The organism is Pseudomonas artemisiae (assembly GCF_057128685.1).
In genome coordinates this window covers 1-19,688 of record NZ_JBSKHS010000010.1, presented here as the reverse complement: position 1 = coordinate 19,688, position 19,688 = coordinate 1, and the positions used below count along the sequence as shown (strand labels likewise).

The 19,688-nt window shown below is 64.9% G+C and carries 7 protein-coding genes; 4 read left to right on the top strand and 3 right to left on the bottom strand.

All coding sequences use genetic code 11. The features are described 5' to 3' along the window. Positions 1 to 74: 74 nt before the first annotated feature. The gene (locus tag ACWKV4_RS12980) at positions 75 to 1,409 is read right to left on the bottom strand and encodes a lysine N(6)-hydroxylase/L-ornithine N(5)-oxygenase family protein (protein ID WP_483832489.1); all 1,335 of its coding nucleotides are present in this window, start codon (positions 1,407 to 1,409) and stop codon (positions 75 to 77) included. Between the two features lie 424 nt (positions 1,410 to 1,833). Here ACWKV4_RS12980 and ACWKV4_RS12975 point away from each other — a divergent pair, with 424 nt between their 5' ends. The 4 genes from ACWKV4_RS12975 (at position 1,834) to fhuB (ending at position 9,018) form a co-directional block, all read left to right on the top strand. Continuing rightward, on the top strand, positions 1,834 to 3,522 hold the full coding sequence (locus ACWKV4_RS12975) for a cyclic peptide export ABC transporter (RefSeq protein ID WP_483832488.1): 1,689 nt from the start codon (positions 1,834 to 1,836) through the stop codon (positions 3,520 to 3,522). A gap of 82 nt (positions 3,523 to 3,604) precedes the next feature. Continuing rightward, positions 3,605 to 6,007: a TonB-dependent siderophore receptor gene (locus ACWKV4_RS12970; RefSeq protein WP_483832487.1), complete on the top strand. Its 2,403-nt coding sequence runs from the start codon at positions 3,605 to 3,607 to the stop codon at positions 6,005 to 6,007. Positions 6,008 to 6,116: 109 nt separating this feature from the next. Continuing rightward, entirely contained in the window at positions 6,117 to 7,019 is a 903-nt protein-coding gene (locus ACWKV4_RS12965) for an ABC transporter substrate-binding protein (RefSeq protein ID WP_483832486.1), read from the top strand. Continuing rightward, a complete protein-coding gene (gene fhuB / locus ACWKV4_RS12960; RefSeq protein WP_483832485.1) occupies positions 7,012 to 9,018 on the top strand; it encodes a Fe(3+)-hydroxamate ABC transporter permease FhuB in 2,007 nt (668 codons plus the stop codon). Before ACWKV4_RS12965 ends, fhuB begins: the two co-directional genes overlap by 8 nt. Positions 9,019 to 9,090: 72 nt before the next feature. On the opposite strand, the gene ACWKV4_RS12955 is transcribed toward fhuB, so the two are convergent. Together ACWKV4_RS12955 and ACWKV4_RS12950 are read right to left on the bottom strand one after the other, a co-directional pair. Next, on the bottom strand, positions 9,091 to 10,065 hold the full coding sequence (locus ACWKV4_RS12955) for an alpha/beta hydrolase (RefSeq protein ID WP_483832484.1): 975 nt from the start codon (positions 10,063 to 10,065) through the stop codon (positions 9,091 to 9,093). Next, positions 10,062 to 19,688 (bottom strand): amino acid adenylation domain-containing protein (locus ACWKV4_RS12950; protein WP_483832483.1); only part of this gene is annotated, 9,627 nt, incomplete at its 5' end. The genes ACWKV4_RS12955 and ACWKV4_RS12950, both read right to left, overlap by 4 nt.

Below are 19,688 nucleotides of genomic sequence, written 5' to 3'. Positions count from 1 at the left end.
CGCCCCTGGTCTTGAAACGATCAGGGGCGCGGGGGATTTACTCGGTGAATTCACCCTAGCGGCCTTCGCGACTGTCAGGCGGTCTGCGCCGCCAGCTTTGCCGCCTCACGGGTGAGCGGCTTGCCGGCTTGAGGCTGCGCGAAGATGGACTGGGCGATGTCCAGCGCACGCATGGGCAGCACCGACAGCAAGGTGTCGCTCAAACCATGGCTGTCCTGGCTAAAGCCCTGCATATAGATACTGGCGCGCAAGCGCGAATCGGCCTGTACCCGATAATCGCGGCCCACCTTGTAATCGCCCAGGTAGGTTTGCAAGGGGGCCAGCAAGTCCCGGTGAGCGCTGCGCTGGTAGCCGGTGGCGAGAATGACCACATCATAGCGGCGCTGCTCCGTGGCGCCGGTGGCGCTGTCACGCAGGGTCAGCTCGATGCCCTGGGGGTCAGCCTGGGCCAGCTCCACAACGCGGCGGCTCAGGAAGGCATGACGTTGAGTGTTGGCGACCTTCTGCCGGTAGAAGATCGAATAGATCGACTCGATCAGGTTCAGGTCGACCACGGAGTAGTTAGTGTTGTGGTACGCCTGAATCAGTTTTTCCCGTTCCGCCTGTGGTTCGTTGAACACCAGGTCGGTGTAGCTAGGGGCGAAGATTTCATTGACGAAGGGGCTGTCGTCGGCAGGTTTGAGTACCGCGGCGCGAAGGATCATGTCCACCTGAGCCGTAGGGTAACTGTCGTTGAGGTCAATGAACGCCTCTGCCGCGCTTTGGCCGCCGCCGATCACCGCGATACGCATCGCCGGGTTCTTCAGGCAGGGCTGCCGGGCGATGCCCTCGAGGTATGAAGCGTGATGGAACACCCGTGGGTCGTCGCGCAGAGGGGTGAAGGCCGCCGGAATACGCGGCGTGCCGCCCGTGCTGACCACCACCGAACGCGCCAGGCGCGCGCGTTCCTGGCCTTGGGCGTCGGTCGAAATCACCTTGAGTACGTCGATGCCCTCCTGGCCATTGACCGGTTCGACCCTGCACACATGCTCACCGTAGGCGCACTGCGCCGAGAACTGCCCCGCCACCCAGCGCAAATAGTCGTTGTACTCCAGCCGACAGGGGTACAGCGTGCCCAGGTTGATGAAGTCGATCAATCGCCCGTGGGTGTGCAGGTAATTGACGAAGCTGTAAGGGCTGGTCGGGTTACGCAAGGTCACCAGATCCTTAAGGTAGGAAATCTGCAGCTCACTTTGCGTCACCAGCGTGTTGCCGTGCCAGCGGTAGTCAGCCTGCCTGTCCAAGAACACGGCCTGATAGGCGCGCCCTTGCTGCTGGGCCTGTTCCTGCAAGGCAATGGCCAGCGCCAGGTTGGACGGGCCAAAACCGATGCCGAGTACGTCGTAGGTCGATGAAATCAACTGAGTCATGGTGCCTGTGTCCTGTTTGACGGTAGCGGTGGAGCACGACGCGGGCGGGACTACCTCGCCCTGGGAGCGGCGGCGTCATTGCGCCTGCGGCGCAGCCTGCCTGTTCCAATCCCTGCGCATCGGCCAGAAGTCGCGTTTTGCGAAAATGCGTTCGGCATTAAGGACGAGGCCAGGCCCTAAATATTTAGTAACGGTTCTCATTTGCAGTAATACCTGACGGCCAGGTGGGCGCGCCGCGCCGCCTGGCAAGGGAATACCCGTGGCGACAGGCCGATGGCCATTATCTAACGCGGCCTAAATTTTTCCGCGCTCGTTCGTTTGATGGGTAGTCATTTCGATTGGCGTTGGCGAGCCCACGGCCCCCGCCAATCGGCCCATGAATTCCGGCATGCCCAACGGTGGCCGCAGAGCCCAGGACCTACAGATGCAGACTCCTCCACAAAGCACGCTCGGTGAGCTATTCAAGCTGCTGCGCCCTTTCTGGCCCCAGTTATTGCTGGCGACGATTCTCGGCATTCTGGGCGGCGCCTCCATCACCGCGCTGTTGGCGACCATCAACCATAGCCTGAACGCCGAGGGCGGCCTGCACTCCGGGCTGCTAGTGGGCTTCGCCGGCCTGTGCGTACTGGCGCTGGTGGGCTCGATCATTTCTGACATGGGCACCAACTATGTAGGCCAACACTCCATCGCGCGCCTGCGAAAGGAGCTAGGCGCCAAGATCATTTCCGCGCCCATCGCACAGATCGAACGCTATCGCAGTCATCGCCTGATCCCGGTGCTGACCCATGACATCGACACCATCAGCGATTTCGTCTTCGCCTTCGCGCCGCTGGCCGTGTCCTTGACCATCTGCCTGAGCTGCCTGGGCTACCTGGCGGTGTTGTCATTGCCGATGTTCCTCACCACCGCCGTGGCCATCGTCATCGGCAGCGCCATTCAGTTTCTGGTGCGCAGCCGAGGCATTCGCGGCTTCTTCCAGGCTCGGGACGAAGAAGACGAGTTGCAAAAGCATTACCGCGCCTTGGCCGAGGGTGCCAAGGAGCTGCGCATCAGCCGCCCCCGTCGCTTCCAGCACTACAACGAACGCCTGCAAGGCACCATCGAACGCATTTGCCAGATCCAGGTGCGCTCGATCAACCTCTTCGTGGTCGCAAAGGGCTTTGGCTCTACCTTGTTCTTCATCGTCATCGGCGTGGCCCTTGCGTACGAATCTATCTGGCCCAGCACCGACAAAGCCACGCTGAGCGGGTTTATCCTGGTGCTGCTGTATATGAAGGGTCCCCTCGAACACCTGGTGGGCAACCTGCCCATCGTCAGCCGCGCGCAGGTCGCGTTTCGGCGTATCGCCGAGCTGTCGATCCGCTTCTCATCCCCAGAGCCGAGCCTGCTGTTGCGCGATGACCAGCGCCCACCGTTGAACATCGAGCAGATCGAGCTGCGTGACCTGACGTACCGCTACCCTGCCGATGACGGCGGTACCGGTTTTGAGGTGGGCCCGATCAACCTCAAGATCCAGCGGGGCGAGATCCTGTTTATCGCCGGCGAAAACGGCTGCGGCAAAACCAGCATGATCAAGTTGCTGCTAGGCCTCTACGCCCCCCAGGGTGGACAACTGCTACTCAACGGCCAGCCGGTGGATGACAGCAATCGCGACGATTACCGCCAGCTGTTTACGACCATTTTCGCGGACTACTTCCTGTTCGAAGACCTGCTCAAGGACAGCGCCGAGATCCCCGTGGAAGCCAACCGCTACCTGGAGCGCCTGGAAATCGCCCACAAGGTGTCGCTCAAGGATCACAGCTATTCCACCACCGACCTGTCCACTGGCCAGCGCAAGCGGTTGGCCTTGGTCCAGGCCTGGCTGGAAAAACGCCCGGTGCTGGTATTCGACGAATGGGCCGCCGACCAAGACCCGGAATTTCGCCGCATTTTTTACACCGAGCTGCTGCCGGAGCTGCGCGCCCAGGGCAAGACCCTGATCGTGATTTCCCACGACGACCGCTATTTCGACGTGGCCGACCGGCTACTGCGCATGCGCGCCGGCCAAATCGTTGAACTACAACGCAACCGCACAGGGGCGGCGCCCGCGCAGCCCGACACCGCCCTTACCTGAGCGTCGCAAGGGCAAAGCCAGCACATAACGAGATCAACCCGACACGTTTCCATAAGAAAAACGCATCCCAGGAGTGCACGCATTGATCGGTAAGCGCAATACCCCCGTTATCGGATACCCAACCAGCCGCCTTGCCCGGGCAGTGCGCCTCACGGCGGTAGGCATGGCCCTGGCCGCCACGAGCGCGATGGCCGCCCCCGTGCGCATCGACATTCCCGCACAGCCGCTTGGCGCCGCCCTGACCAGCCTCGGCGCGCAGTCCGACTTGCAGATCCTGTTCGACCCCAGCCAGCTGCAAAACCTGCGCAGTCCTGAACTGCAGGGTGAACTGGAACCCACTCAGGCGCTGGACTCGCTGCTGCGTGGCACAGGCATCGAGTACCGGATCGACGGCCGTCGGGTGACCTTGCAGGCCGCCCAGGCCGCCGATGGCGCGGTCGTGCTTCCAGCGGTGGTGGTCAACGGCAGCACGATCCTGCCCGAGGGTTACGACAGCTATGTACCCAGAACGGCCAATAGCGCCAGCAAAACCGACGCCCCACTGATCGAAATCCCCCAGTCCATCTCGGTGATCACGCGCAAGCAGATAGCTGACCAGGGCGCGCAAACCGTGACCGGTGCCTTGCGCTATGTGCCGGGGGTAAAAGTCGAGGCCTATGGCCTGGACCCCAAGGGCTTCGACTGGCTATACATCCGTGGCTTCAATGGCCAGTCCACCAGCGACTACCTCAATGGCCTGCGCCAGCAGAACAACAGTTATGCGTTCTACCGCAGCGAGCCCTATGCCTACGACCGTATCGACGTGGTCAAAGGCCCCTCCTCGACCCTGTTCGGCCAAGGCGATGCCGGCGGCATCATCAACCGTGTGAGCAAGAAGCCCGAGGCCGATCACGTTAACGAGGCGCAGTTGTCAGCGGGCAATTATGACCGGCGCCAGGGCCAGTTCGACTTGGGGGGCGCGTTGGACGTCGACCAGCATTGGCTGTATCGCGTGGTGGGGGTATTGCGCGACACCAATACCCAGGCCGATTACGACGACGGCCATGAACTCAGGGATGACCATGCCTATATCGCACCCTCGCTGACCTGGGCGCCGGACGAAAATACCGACCTGACGCTGCTCACCGAATTTATGCGTGACCGCAACGGCGGGTCCCTGTTCGCCTACAGCACACCGAACGGGCATACCACCAACACCCTGATGGGCGACCACAGCTTCAACCACTTCAATCAAAACCAGTACAGCGTCGGCTATGAGTTTCGCCATCGCTTCAATGACACCTGGGCATTTCGCCAGAACGCCCGCTATGGCCAGGTGGACCTGATTTTCCAGAACCTGCTGCCCTTCAGCGTCGACACCACCACCGGCAATACCATCCGCGGCGCCGACCGCTTCGACCAGCACCTGAACACCTTCGCGCTGGACAACCAACTCCAGGCCGACTTCCAGACCGGGCCGCTCACCCACACCCTGCTGATGGGCGTGGACTACACCTGGCAAGACGCCGACATCACCCGCTGGCGCACCCGGGGGCCGGACTTGAACATCTACAACCCGGTCTACGGACAACCCGTCCCCCGCCCTACCCAGGCCAACAGCATCGGTTCGATCGACTACGACCAGACCGTGCAACAGGTAGGTGGTTACCTGCAAGACCAGATCAAATTCGACGATCACTGGGTGCTCACCGCTGGCGGGCGCTATGACTATGTGCGCAACGCCCTGGACAACCACGTTGGTGCCTCCAGCAACCAGAAGGACAACGCCTTCACCGGCCGCCTGGGGCTGACCTACCTGACCGACTTTGGCGTGGCCCCTTATGTCAGCTACGCCGAATCCTTCGCGCCCAATACCGGGATCGGCAGTGGCGGCAGCGCCTTTGAATCGAGCGAAGCCCATCAATGGGAAGTGGGGGTGAAATACCAGCCCACCGACGACGTACTGATGACCCTGGCCGCCTATGAGTTGACCAAGACCAACGTGCTCACCGCCGAATTGGTCAACGGCGTGAGAACCGGCTTCTCAACCGCCAGTGGCGAACAGCGCTCGCGCGGCGTCGAGGCCGAGATCAAGGCAAAGCTCAACCGCAACTGGGACCTGCTGGCGTCCTACACCCTGACCAATGCCGAAATCACCAAGAGCAACAATGGCGATGAAGGCAACCGGCCGGCCAACGTACCCCGGCACATGGCCTCGGGGTGGCTGAACTACACCCTCCACGACACCCTGTTCGAGGGCCTGAGCCTGGGCGGTGGTGTTCGTTACACCGGCAACCTCTACGGTGATAACGGCAATACCTTCCATGTAGACAACTACACCCTGTACGACGCTGGCGCCAGCTACCCGATCAACAAGAACGTTACTGTTTCGTTGAACGCGCAGAACCTGCTGGACGAGAAATACACCGCAACCTGCGATGACACCTATGAATGCTATCCAGGGCTGCGCCGTACCCTGCTGACCAGCGTGAAATACACCTGGTAACCGGCGCTGGCGCCAAGGGTTTGCCCGCTTTAAACCAGGCCCTAAGCGCGGGGCCGGGTTTTTTTCCCTGAAGGTTGATCATGCTCCACTACATAAGGTACGAACGGCCATGCCAATGACCCGTCGCCGCCTGCTCGCAGGCATGGCCCTGGGCGCGCTGACCATGGCCGGCGGGCAACGGGCATTGGCGGCCCCTGTGCAACGCATCGTCGCCATCAACTGGGTCGCGGCGGAAACACTGCTCACCCTGGGCATCGCGCCCTTGGCCATTTCAGACAGCCGTTATTACAGCCTGCGCATGCCCACCACCGCGCTGCCCGCCAGCGTGCTCGACGTGGGCCCCTTCTGGGAGCCGAACCTTGAGCTGATTCAGGCCCTGGCGCCGCAGCTGATTCTGAGCGACCCCCTGCCGGTGGCCATTTCGCGCGCCATGGCGAGCATTGCCCCTACCGAGATCGTGGAGGTCTACCCTGCCACCCACAGCGTTTGGCAACGTGCCACCGGCTTTATGACCCAACTGGCCGAGCGGGTCGGCCGCCCGCTACAGGCCGCGGGCTGGATAGCAGCCAGTGAGGCCCGGCTGGCGCAGCTGCGCGCGCGGCTGGCGCAGTACCCGCGGCCGCCTCTTTACGTGGCCGTGCTCAACCAGGATGGCCGTCATGCCATGGTCTACGGCCGGCACAGCATGGTCCAAGGCGTGCTTGACCAGCTTGGGTTGGAAAACGCATGGCAAGGGCCCCGGGGGGTGATGGGCACAACCCTGGTGGGTATCGAGCAGTTGGCGCAACGCCCTGACGCGCATGTGCTGTACATCGAGATCCCTACCACCTCGGCGCGCTTGCAGAGCCTGCGGCAGCCCAACGCGCTGTGGGACAACCTGCCAGCGATGCGCAAGGGCAATACCCTTGAGCTGGGCAAGTTTTTCCCGTTCGGTGGCGCGGCGTCAGCCTTGAATCTGGCCGAAGTGATCAGCGCCTACCTTGATGAGCGAGGAGACCGCCGCGATGCCTGAACCGACCGTTGGGCTGGCTGCGCCACGCCTTGGGCGCCCGCCCAGCCCGCTTGCCTGGGTACTGGCGCTCGCGACGCTGGCGGCCCTGATAGCCGTGCATGGGCTGCAAGCCTTATTACCCGGTGGCCTATGGTGGTCGGCGCTGTGGTACCCGGACCTCGCCGACAGTCGGCAAGTGCTCCTGCATTTCAGCTTCGCCCCCCGGGTACTGGTGAGCCTGATGGTCGGCGCGGCCTTGGGCCTGGCTGGCACGCTGTTTCAGCAGATTCTGCGCAACCCGTTGGCTGAGCCGGTCACCCTGGGCGTGGCGGCGGGCGCCAACCTTGCCCTTGCAGTGGCTACCATCGCCGCGCCGAGCGTGCTACTCCATGGGCTGGAAGGTGTCACCTTGGTTGGCGCCGGCCTGGCCACCGTGGCGCTGTTCGCCTTTGCCTGGAGCCGTAGGCTGTCGTCCTTGCGTTTTATCCTGGCGGGGATGGTCATCAACCTCTATTGCGGCGCAATCACCTCACTGTTGGTGCTGTTCAACCATGATTACCTCAGCGACCTGCTGCTGTGGCAGGCCGGCTCCCTCAACCAGAGTGGCTGGGAGGGCGTCACCTACCTGGCCCCCCGCCTGGCGATGGCGGCGCTGATGGCCGCGTTGCTGGTAAGGCCGCTGGCCGCGCTGGGCCTGGAGGACCAGGCCGCTGGCAGCCTAGGGGTGTCATTGCGCGGCACCCGGGCGTTGGGCCTGCTGATCGCCGTGGCCCTGAGTGCGTTCGTGACCAGCGCGGTAGGCCTCATTGGTTTCGTGGGCCTGGCCGCGCCTGCCCTTGCCCGTCTCAGCGGCGCGCGCACACTGCGCCAGCGGCTGATCTGGGCCCCGGCCATGGGCGCGGCGCTGCTATGCCTGGTGGACCAGTGCGCACGGGAGCTTTCAAGGTTCGTGGGTGAAGTGCCGGCCGGGGTCCTCACAGCGGTGTTCAGTGTCCCGTTGCTGCTATGGCTGCTCAAGGCTGAGCGCGGCGGCGGCATCGTCGCTCGGCCCGGCACACCGTGGCGCCGGATGCACACGCCCGGCCGCGTTATAGCCCTTGGCGCGGTGCTGCTGGCCGTGCTGGTGATCCCGGCGGCCTGTCTGGGGGTTGGTTTGGACGGTTGGCACTGGAGCGGCCTGGCGCACTGGGACACCGTGCTGCACTGGCGCCTGCCACGGGCGATAGGCGCCCTTTGCGCGGGGGCCATGCTGGCCGTGGCAGGGGTGTTGATCCAGCGCTTGACCGGTAACCCCATGGCCAGCCCTGAAGTACTCGGTGCCAGCTCCGGGGCCGCGCTGGGGGTAATGGTGTTGTTCCTGCTGATGCCCTCTCCCCAGGCCCTGATGACCCCCGCCGCTTGCGCCGGCACGTTGCTTACCTTGGGCGCCCTGTTCTGGTTCAACCGGCGCAACACCCTCAGCGCCGAGCGATTGTTGCTGACGGGTGTGTGCCTGACCACGCTCCTGGGTGCGCTGAGTACGTTGTTGATGGCCAGCGGCGACCCACGCATGACCCTGCTGATGAGTTGGATGACCGGTTCGACCTACCATGTGGATGCCAGCGCGGCGGTCACCGCGCTGCTCGCCGCTAGTACCTTGCTGCCTCTCAGCTTGCTGCTGGCCCGGCCGTTGGACTTGCTTGGTCTCGGCAACCCCGCCGCTTCCGCCCTTGGGCTGCCGCTGCGCCTGACTCAACTGACCATTCTGGGCGTGGCCGCGGTGCTCACCGGCACGGCGACGCTGGTGGTGGGGCCGTTGAGCTTCGTCGGGCTGGTCGCGCCACACATCGCGCGGCAATTGGGCGTGTACCAGGCCGCGCCGCAGATCGTGCTGAGCGCGGTCATCGGCGGGTTGATCATGCTGATGGCCGACTGGCTGGGCCGCACGGTTGCCTACCCCTGGCCGATCTCCGCCGGCTTGCTGGCAGCCTTTATCGGCTGCCCGTATTTCCTGTGGCTGATGCACCGCCAACGGTCTTGAGCGCTGGCCGCTCGCCTTGGCGCCCCTACCCCGCACTGCTTGTGCGGGGATAGGCACCGCTGGCGAACGCAGTTACCAGTGCGCCGCTAAAAACCGCGCCGCCTGGCTGAAATACGTTTGCACGTCCGCCACCAGGCCGCCCATGCGCAGGAAATCATGGGTCATGCCAGCGCACAGCTGCGCCTCTACCGGCACCCCTTGGGCGCGCAGGGCGTCGGCATAGGCCAGGCCTTCGTCCAGCAGTGGGTCGAATTGCGCGGCGTACAGCAGCGCCGGCGCGCTGCCGCGCAAGGCCTGGCCGGCATACAACGGTGAGCAACGCCAGTCCTCGCGCTGCGCCGCCTGGGGCGCGTAGTGCTGATAGAACCAGTCAAGGCTGGCCGTCTCCAGCAGGTAGCCTTCGGCGAACAACGCCTGAGATTCACTGTGGCGCGTGGCGTCGGTGGCAGGGTAGAACAACAGCTGAGTACGGGGTTGTGTGCCCCCTTTACTGGCCAGTTGGGCGGCCAGCACGGTGGCCAGGGTGGCCCCGGCGCTGTCCCCCGCCACCGCCACCCGGCTCGCATCCAGGCCATGGCTGTGGGCATTGGCCTGTAACCACGCCCAGGCGTCGTGGGTGTCGTTGAGCGCCGCAGGGAATGGCGCCTCTGGGGCCAAGCGGTAACCGACCGCCAGCACGGCGCAATCGCATGCCTGGGCCAGTTGCCGACACAGGCCGTCGTGGGAGGCCAGGCTCCCTACGGTATACCCGCCACCGTGCAGGTACAGCAGCACCGGGCTGCGCGTAGGCAACCCAAGGGGCGCGCCATACAAACGGGCGGGCAACCGCTGCCCCTGGCGGTTGGGAATGTGCAAGGCGCGCACTGGCATAGGCGGCGCGCCTGCCTTGAGCGCCTCCGAGGCGGCGTCGAAGGCTTCCCGTGCCTGGGGTACCCCTAGCTCGTGCAGGGCCGGGCGCCCCGCCTCACGGCCCTCATCGACCATGTCCAAAAATGCCGCGATATCAGGGTGGAGCATGTGAGCCTCGTTGACCTCTGTAATGTTCATACCGACACCTGTTCGCGCGCGGCGACCTGAGTGCAGCAGTGGGTGATCAAGCCCTGCAGTTCCTGGCGATAGCGCGTCATCAGTTTCTCCACCGTCGAGGGGCGGAACACCCGGCTGCTGAACAGGCACCGCAACGACAGCTCGCCGTCATACACCTGGCCGATGATTTCCAGCCAGTTGTTCAAAGGTGCGCTGGCCGCATAGGCATCGCCGGGGCGCTCTTGCAGGGGGGCGAACAGCGCCTGGTCGTCGAAGCTCTGGTCGAATTGGCCCAGGTAGTTGAAGGTGACCCTTGGCTGTAACTGCTCGCTTAGCAGCTGACGGGTAGGCGCGTCGCCCAGGTACCGCAGTACGCCGTAACCTATGCCCTTGCACGGCACGGCGCGTAACTGCTCGCGCGTGGCCATCAGCGATTCGGCATAACCGCTCTGCCCTGGGGTCAGGCGCAGCGGGAACAGGCTGGTGAACCAGCCCAGGGTTCGGCTGTGGTCCAGCCCTTCGAACAGGTCCTCGCGGCCGTGGCCTTCAAGGCCCAGCAGCACCGATTCACCCTGGCTAAAGTGGCACAGCGCACGGGCCAGCGCGGTCAGTAGCAGGTCGTTGATTTGGGTCCGATAGGCCTCGGGCGCGACCTTGAGCAATTGCGCGGTGAGGGTGCGATCCAGGCGCCACTGAACCTGGCGTGTGTGGGCCACGCGCTGACTGCCACGGGGGTTGTCTCGGGGCAACTCGGCCACCCCGTCGGGGTGGGTTTGGGCCAGCCAATACGGCAGTTCGGCCACCAGCCGTGGGTGCGCCGCATACTCGCGCAGGCTCTGGGCCCACGCGCGATAACTGCCGGTACGGGCCGGCAGTCGCGGCGCCTGGCCGTTGCACAGGTGGGTATAAGCCTGCTGTAGATCGTCGAGCAGGATACGCCAGGACACCCCATCGATGCCCAGGTGGTGGGCCACCAGCAGCAGGCGTTGGCTGCCGTCCGCCAGTTCGCTGTACACCACGCGCAACAAACGCCCAGTCGCGATATCAAGGCTGCGCTGGGCCTGATTCGCCACCGCCAGGGCAGCCTCGCTGTCGGCCACGTTGCGCTGCCATAACACCGGGTCGGCCCGCAGGCTCTCATGCAGCTCTGCCATGTCACGGTAGCGCTGGTGCCACTGGCCGTCTTGCCCCTGGGCAAAGGCAAGGCGCAGGCTGGCATGCTCGGCCAGCACCACTTGCAAGGCCGCGGCCAGATGGTCCACGTTCAGCGGCTGGCGGCAGTGCAACACCAGCGCCTGGTTGAAATGCCCCGGCTGCGGCAGTGCTTGCTCGAAAAGCCAGTGCTGGATCGGCAGCAAGCCAAAGGTTTGAGCCCCTGCCTGCTCGGCCACCGCCCTCGGCTCGGCCGCAGTGGCGCTGGCTGAGGTTTGGGCCCGTTCCAGCACGCCGGCGATGGTCTGGTACTGCATCAGGTCGCGCAGGCGGATGTCTACGCCCAAGCCTGCGGCCTGGCGCGCCTTGGAGACCACTTGCAGGCTGAGGATCGAGTCACCGCCCAGGTCGAAGAAATTGTCTTGTATGCCTACCTGTTCTAGCTGAAGCACCTCTTGCCAAATGCCCACCAAGGTCCTTTGCGCCTCAGTGACCGGCGCCACGTAGGTACTGCCTGCCGTCCACACCGGGGCGGGCAATGCCTTGCGGTCGAACTTGCCGGCGGGCGAGAGCGGCATACGCGCCAGCGTTATCACCTGGGCGGGCACCATGTAGTCCGGTAGGCATTCACGCAGGTAGCCACGCAAGGCATCACCCTCGACGCCCGCGCCCGGCTGGGCAACCACGTAGCCGATCAGCTGCTTGCCGCCAGGGCCCTCGAGGGCGACCACCACGGCCTCGCGAACATCGGGATGGGTTTGCAGGCGGGCCTCGATTTCGCCCAACTCGATACGGAAACCTCGAATCTTCACCTGATGGTCGATCCGCCCCACGTAATCAATAACGCCATCGGCGCGCCCCCGTACCAGGTCACCGGTGCGGTACAGGCGCCCGCCCCGCTCGCAGAACGGGTCCGCGACGAAGCGCTCGGCCGTAAGGCCCGGGCGCTGGTGGTAACCCCGTGCCAGCCCTTGGCCGCCAATGTACAGCTCACCGGCTACGCCCACAGGTACCTCGCGCATCTGCGCATCGAGTATATGCAGCTGGCGCGCACCGACTTTCTGGCCGATGGGCGCGTAGGCCGCTTCGCAGGCCGTCTCGGGCCCGGCTTTCCAGAGCAGCGGCGTAACCACCGTCTCCGTTGGCCCGTAACCGTTGATGATGTGCTGGGGGCGCAGGGCCTGTTTGGCCAGTTCGAAGCTGGCACTGGGCACCGCATCGCCACCAAAGCAGTAGATGCGTACCGCAGGTGGGTTGCCGTCGCGCCTGGCATGTTCGGCCAGTTGCTGCAGGTAGGCCGGTGGGAAGGCGACCACATTGATGCGCTGCTCATGCAGCACGTGGTAGGTGTGTTCCGGTGTCCATAGGGCATCGTCGCGCACCACCAGGCTGCCCCCGTGTACCAGGGTGGTCAGCCACCGTTCGTGAGCACCGTCGAACGCGAACGACATAAAGTGCAGCTCGCGGGTAGCACTGTCCATCTCGTACAGCGCGCCAATGGCGGCGCAGTGCATCGCCAGCGGGCCATGGCTCACGCTGACGCCTTTGGGCTGGCCGGTAGAGCCGGAGGTATAGATGATATAGGCCAGGTTCTCTGGCTTGAGCGCTACCACAGGTGGGGTGGCGAGCTCGGCGGTCAGGTCCAACTGGTCCAGGTTCAGGCAGGTCATGCCCGTGGGAACGGGCAAGCGCTCACGCAGGCTACTGTGGGTCATCAACAGCGCAATGCCGGCATCCGCCATCTGGAAGGCCAGGCGCTCGCGGGGGTAATCGGCGTCCATGGGCACGTAGGCACCACCGGCCTTGAGCACCGCCAGCAGCGCCATGGGCATCGCCACGCCCCGAGGCAGCACCACGCCCACCCGCACTTCAGGTTCAACGCCCAGGCTGACCAGGCAATGGGCCAGGCGGTTGGCCTGTAGTTCCAGTGCGGCGTAGGTCAATACGTCATCACCACAGGCCACGGCATTGGCCGCGGGCCGCGCGTGTGCGCGTGCAGCAATGCTTGCGTGCACCGGGGGCGTTGCGCTGCCCTGTTGAGGGGCGTTGCGGCCCAGGCTCAGGGCCGCGCGGTCTGCCTCGGACAAGCACTCCACGTCGCTGACCAGGCGCGCGTGCCCACCGGTCATGGAGTCAAGTATCTGCTCCAGGTTCGCCTGAATGCGGGCTACCGCTGCTGGGTCGAAGTGGCTGCGCAGGTACTGGTACTCGATCTCCAGCCCTTCGCCTACCCGAATGGCCAGGTCCATGGGCACGTTGGTCACATCCTTGAGGCTCAGCTGGCCAAAACGCGGCCCGTGCTCGGTGCCGCGCCGCAGCGCCTCGTCCACCGGGTAGTTCTCGAACACAATGATGCTGTCGAACAACGCCTGCCCGCTGTGCCCGGCCCACCGCTGGATGTCGTACAGCGGGGTATGCTCGAACTCGCGCACCTCGGCATTGTAGGCCTGCAAGCAGCGCAGCCATTCGCCCAGGCCTTGCTGGGGCTCGGGGGCCTGGGCGATGGGCAAGGTATTGATAAACAGCCCCAGCAGGCTGTCGATACCGGGCAGTTGCGCAGGCCGGCCGGCCACGGTGGCACCAAAGACCACCTGCTGCTGCCCCGTGTAGCGTTGCAACAGCAACACCCAGGCGCCTTGCAGCAAGGTATTGAGGGTAATGCGTTGGCTGCGGGCGTAGGCCTTCAGGCGTTCGGTGGCAGCCACGTCGTAGCGGCTGTAACACAGGCCATGGCCTTGCCCCTCGGCTGGGCGCGTCAGGCTGTTGGCCAGCACGGTAGGCTGCCCCACCGCGGCCAGGCGCGCGCGCCAGAACGCCTCGGCGGCCGCGCCATCCTGGCGTTGCAACCAGCCGATGTAATCGGCATAACGCGCTGTGACCTCTGGCAGCTCGGCACCGGCGTACAACTGCAACACTTCTTTGATCAATTGCGCGCCGCTCCAGCCGTCCATCAGCAGGTGGTGGGTGGTCCAGATCAGCTGTTGGCGGCCGCCACCCAGGTCGATCAGGGTCAAGCGTTGCAACGGCGGCCGCGCCAGGTCGAAGCCTTCAAGGCGGTCAGCTTCGGCAAAGGCGGCGATGTCGGGCACAGCGCTGAGCAAGCGCACCTGAGCCGGCGCCTGGGCGTAGACCACCTGTAAGGGCGTGCGCAGGCCGCTCTGCCAAAGAAACCCGCTTCGAAGGGTGTCGTGGCGGGCAACTGCCTTGCGCCAGGCCTGGGCAAAGCCGGTGCTGTCCAGCCCCTGTACCTCGACGCTGATCTGGTTCACATACAGTCCTGAGCCAGGGTTATCCAGGGCGTGGAACAGCATGCCCTGTTGCATGGGCGAGAGCGGATAAAGGTTTTCGACCTGGGCCAGGTCCAGGTTCAAGGCCGCCAGCTGGTCAGCCTCGAGCCCCGCCAGGGGGAAACGGCCCTCGGGGGCGCTGGTCAGGGCGCGCTCATTCAGGGGCGCTTGGGCCGTGCCCAGGGCCTGTGCCAGCTGCGCAACCGTCGGATGCTCGAACACGTGCCGGGGGCTGACCTGCAAGCCAATCTCGCGGGCGCCCCCGGCCAACTGGATCGACAAAATGGAATCGCCACCGAGCTCGAAGAAGTTGTCGTCGATGCCCACCCGAGGCAGGCCCAGCACCCGTTGCCACACCTGTGCAAGCTGCTGTTCGAGTGCATCCCGAGGGGGCCGGAACACCGGCTGCAGGCGGGTGTAATCCGGGTCGGGCAAGGCTTTGCGATCCAGCTTGCCGTTGGGGGTCAGCGGCAGGCTACTGAGTACCATCACCTGCGCCGGCACCATGTAGTCCGGCAACTGCGCTTGTACCCTGGCCCGCAGCGCCTCGCCCTGGAGCGTGCCATCCTCGCCGACCACATAGCCGAGCAGCTGCTTGCCCAACGGCGTTTCCCGGGCGATCACCACGGCCTCGCGCACACCCTGGCACGCCAGCAGGCAGGATTCGATCTCACCCAGCTCGATGCGAAACCCACGTACCTTGACCTGGTGGTCGATCCGCCCCACGTACTCCAGCACGCCCTCCTCACGCCAGCGGGCCAGGTCACCGGTGCGGTACAAGCGGCCGCCATCGGCCTGGAAGGGGTTGGCCACAAAGCGCTCGGCGGTCAACCCAGGCCGGCCGTAGTAACCACGGGCCAGGCCATCGCCGGCGATATACAGCTCCCCGGCAACCCCCACGGGCAAGGGCTGAAGCGCAGCATCGAGCACGTAGAGCTGGGTATTGGCGATCGGCGTGCCCAACACCACCGGCCCTTTGCGCGGGATGCGCCAGGCCGCCGACCAGATGGTGGTTTCGGTCGGGCCGTAGAGGTTCCATAGCTCATCGGCCTGGGCGCTGAGCACGTTCGCCAGTTCCACCGACAGCGCCTCGCCACCGCACAGGAAGCGGCAGCCGCGCAGTTGGCTAAAGCGTTCGTGGGCGCTGAGCAGTGTCCAGGTCGAGGGCGTGGCCTGGATCACCGTAACGCCCTTGTCTAAGGCGGTTGCCAGCAGCCTCGACGGGTCGCGGGCACAGTCACGGTCCACCAGCTGAACGGCGGCGCCCACCCACAAGGGGAGGTACAGCTCCAGCGCGAAGATATCGAACGATAAAGACGTTAACGCCAGCACCCGGTCCGACGCGCCGAGGCCCGGCTCGCGGGCCATGCTGGCGAGGAAGTTGACCACCCCTGCGTGGCGCACCGCAACGCCTTTGGGCTTGCCGGTGGAGCCAGAGGTGTAGATAACGTACGCCAGGTCCTCCGGGCTGGCCGGTCGCGCAAGCTCGCCCAAGGAAAGGTTATGCTCGGCCTGGCCCGCCAACAACGTTTCGTCCTGGTCTACACAGAACACCTGCGCCTGGGTCTTGGGCAGCCGGTCGAGCACATGGGCCTGGGTTAGTAACAGCCGCGCTTGGCTGTCAGCCAACATGTGCGCCAGGCGCTCGGCGGGGAACTCAGGGTCCAGGGGTACATAGGCGGCGCCTGCCTTAAGCACGGCTAACAGTGCCACAGGCAGCTCCACCGTGCGTTCCAGGGCCACCCCAATGGGGTGATTCGGGCCGGCGCCCTGGGCCCGCAACCAGCGCGCCAAGCGGTTGGCACGGGCGTTGAGTTGAGCATAGTCGAGCTGGCGATGACCATCATCCACCGCCAAAGCCTGGGGGCTGCGCGCCGCCTGCCGTTCGATCATAGCGTGCAGGCAGGCGAGGCGTGGGTAGGCCCAGGCACTGGCATTGAGGTTGCTCACCACGTGCGTGTGGGCAGCAATGTCCAGCAGGCTTAGGTTGCCCAGGCGCTGCTGACCGCCGTTGCAGAACTGCGCCAGCAGGTGCAGCAACTGGTCGGCGATACCCTGCACGGCCAGGGCCTGGAACTGATCGCGGCGGTAATCAAAATTCAAGCGCAGGTGCTCACCCTGGGCGACCATCAGGGTGAGGGCGTAGTTGGTGTTTTCCTGGGCCTGCATGCCCGAAAAGCGCAGCGCCCCCGATGCCGCGCGCAGGGCCTCGGCCACTGGGTAGTTTTCGAATACCAGCAGGTTGTCGAACAGCGCTTCCGCGCCCTGGGCAAAGCGCCGCTGGATGCTGCCCAGGGGGGTATGCTCATGCTCCCGCATGTGCAGGTTCTGGGCTTGCAAGCCTTGCAGGTAGTCAGCCAAAGGCTGCCCGTGGCCTGGGCTGACCACGACCGGCAAGCTGTTGATGAACAGGCCCAGCTGTTGCTCAATGCCTTCCAGTTCCGCCGGCCGGCCGGCGACGGTCGCGCCAAACACCACGGTCGCCTGGCCGCTGTAACGCTGCAAAAGCAACGCCCAGGCCGCCTGCAGCAGTGTATTGACCGTGACCTTGTGTTCCCGGGCAACAGCACCCAAGCGCATGGCCTGGTCAGCGCTTAGCACCCGTTGCACCTGCCCAAAGCCGGTTTGCGCAGGGTCCCGTGGCACGCAATCGGCCAGCCGTGTAGGCAGCTCCAGTGGCGCCAGCTGGCCCTGCCAGAACGCCTCACTGGCCGCGGCGTCACGGCCTTGCAGCCACTGAATGTAGGCCCGGTAGTGACCGCTGGCCGCGACCGGTGCGTCGGCGTAACGCTGCACTACCTCGGCGAACAGCTGGGCATTGCTCCAGCCGTCCATAAGAATATGGTGATGGGTATAGACCAGGGTGTAGCGCTGCGCGTCACGGCGTACCAGCACCAAACGCAGCAGTGGCGGCTGGTCCAGAACAAAACCCGCGGCCCGTTGCGCCTGGGCCAGGGCATCGAGGGCCGTGGCTTGGTCGGGGTGGTCGCGCCAGTCCAGCACTTGCAGTGGCAACGTCAGCTGCCGATGGATCAGCTGCAACGGCTGCGCCAGCCCTTCCCAAAGAAAGCCTGCGCGAAGGTTGTCGTGGCTGTCCAAGGCTGCCTGCCAGGCGGCGCGGAAGCGCTCAGGTTCGAGGTGGTCGATGTCCACCCGCAACTGATTGACATAAACACCCCCTTCGCGCTCATACAGGGCATGGAACAACATGCCTTGCTGCAGGGGCGCCAATGGGTACAGGTCTTCGATCTGCCGGGGCGCCAGGGGCAGCGCGTCGAGCCAGGCCTGAGCGGGCGCGGCCAAGGGGAAATCGGACGGCGTTACCCCACCCGCCTCCGGCGCCAGGCACAACGCGATCAAGGCCTGCAAATTGTCCATATAGGCCTGGGCCAGCGCCTCGACGGTGCTGTCTTCGAACAGGGCGGTGCTGTAGGTCCAGCGAACACTCAGTTGGCCATTGATCACCTGGCCATCGACCGTCAACCCGTTGCTCAGCGCGCCATCGGCATCGCGATTGGCGCCCGTGGGTTCGCTGGCTGGCTGGAACAGGGCATCCTCGCCAACGCTGTGGTCGAACTGCCCCAGGTAGTTGAAGGTCACCCGAGGTTGCGCCAATGCGCCCAGCGCCTGCCCACTGTCTGTGAAGTAACGCAGTAGGCCGTACCCCAAACCACGGTTGGGCACGCTACGAAGCTGTTCCTTGACGGATTTCAAGGTGGGCAACGGCCCATCGCCGTTGTGCAGGCGCAGCGGGAACAGGCTGGTGAACCAGCCCACCGTCCGGCTCAGGTCCAGGTCATCGAACAGGGCTTCGCGGCCATGCCCTTCCAGTTGTACCAGTGCCGAGGCTTGCCCCGTCCAGGCACACAGGCTGCGCGTCAAGGCCGTGAGCAGTAGGTCATTGACCTGGGTGCGGAAGGCCGCGGGCGCCCGTTGCAACAGCGAAGCGGTGGTTTCAGCGTCCAGGCTCGCCGTATAGGTGCGGGCCTGGCGGGTATTGAGGTTTTCCCCTTCAGGCCGGGTGGGCAGCTCGCCGCTGGGGCTTTGCAGTTGTGCCTGCCAGTAAGCCAGCTCAGCCTGCACCTCGGCGCTGTGGGCATGGGCGGTCATGCGCTGGGCCCACTGCTGGAACGAGCTGCCGCGCGGGGGCAAACGCACCTCGCTGCCTGCCGCCAGTTGGCGATAGGCCGTTTGCAGGTCCTCCAGAATGACCCGCCAGGACACCCCGTCCACCACCAGGTGGTGAATGACCAGCAACAAGCGCTGACTGCCATCGGCCAGGTCCACCAACATAGGCCGCAATAACGGGCCCTGACGCAGGTTCAAACTGCGTTGGGCCGCTTCGCAGTGGGCCAGCAATGCCTGCTCATCGGCAGCCTGGCGTACCCATAGCAGGTCTGCGTCCGGGTGGTAGTCCGCATAGTCGGCGCCGCTGGCGTCGGTGCCAAAGCGCAAGCGCAGCGCATCGTGCAACGCACACACCTGTCCCAGGGCGCGGTTGAGCAGCGCGCTGTCCAGCGGCTGCGAGCAGGCCAACAGCACCGACTGGTTCCAGTGTTCACGGCGGGGCAATGCCTGCTTGTAGAACCAGTGATGAATCGGCAGCAGTGGCGTATGGCCGCTGGCCGGGGCCTGCTCGACGCTCAGGGTATCGGCCTCACGGGCAGCCAACGCCAGGGCCTTGAGGGTCTGATGCTGGAACACATCCTTGGGGCTTAGTTGCAGGCCTGCCTGCCGTGCGCGGCTCACCACTTGGATGGACACGATGGAGTCGCCGCCAAGCTCGAAGAAGTTATCGTCCAGCCCTACCCGCTCGACCCCAAGCACCGCTTGCCAGAGGTCGGCCAGCAGGGTTTCGGCTTTACTGTGTGGCGGCCGATAGGCCTTTTGCCGCGCACTGGAGTCCGGTTCTGGCAAGGCCTTGCGGTCCAGCTTGCCGTTGGGCGACAGCGGCACGGCCTCCAGCACCAGGATGCGCGCTGGCACCATGTAATCGGGTAACTGGGCCAGCAGCTCGCGACGCAGGCGTTCCCCGTCCACGCTGGCCACCACGTAGCCCACCAGTTGCTTGCCTTGGGGTGTATCCCGGGCGATCACCACCGCCTCGTCTACCGTGGCCAGGCCGTGTAGGCAGGCTTCGATTTCCCCCAGTTCGATGCGCAGGCCACGGACCTTCACCTGATGGTCGATACGCCCCACGTATTC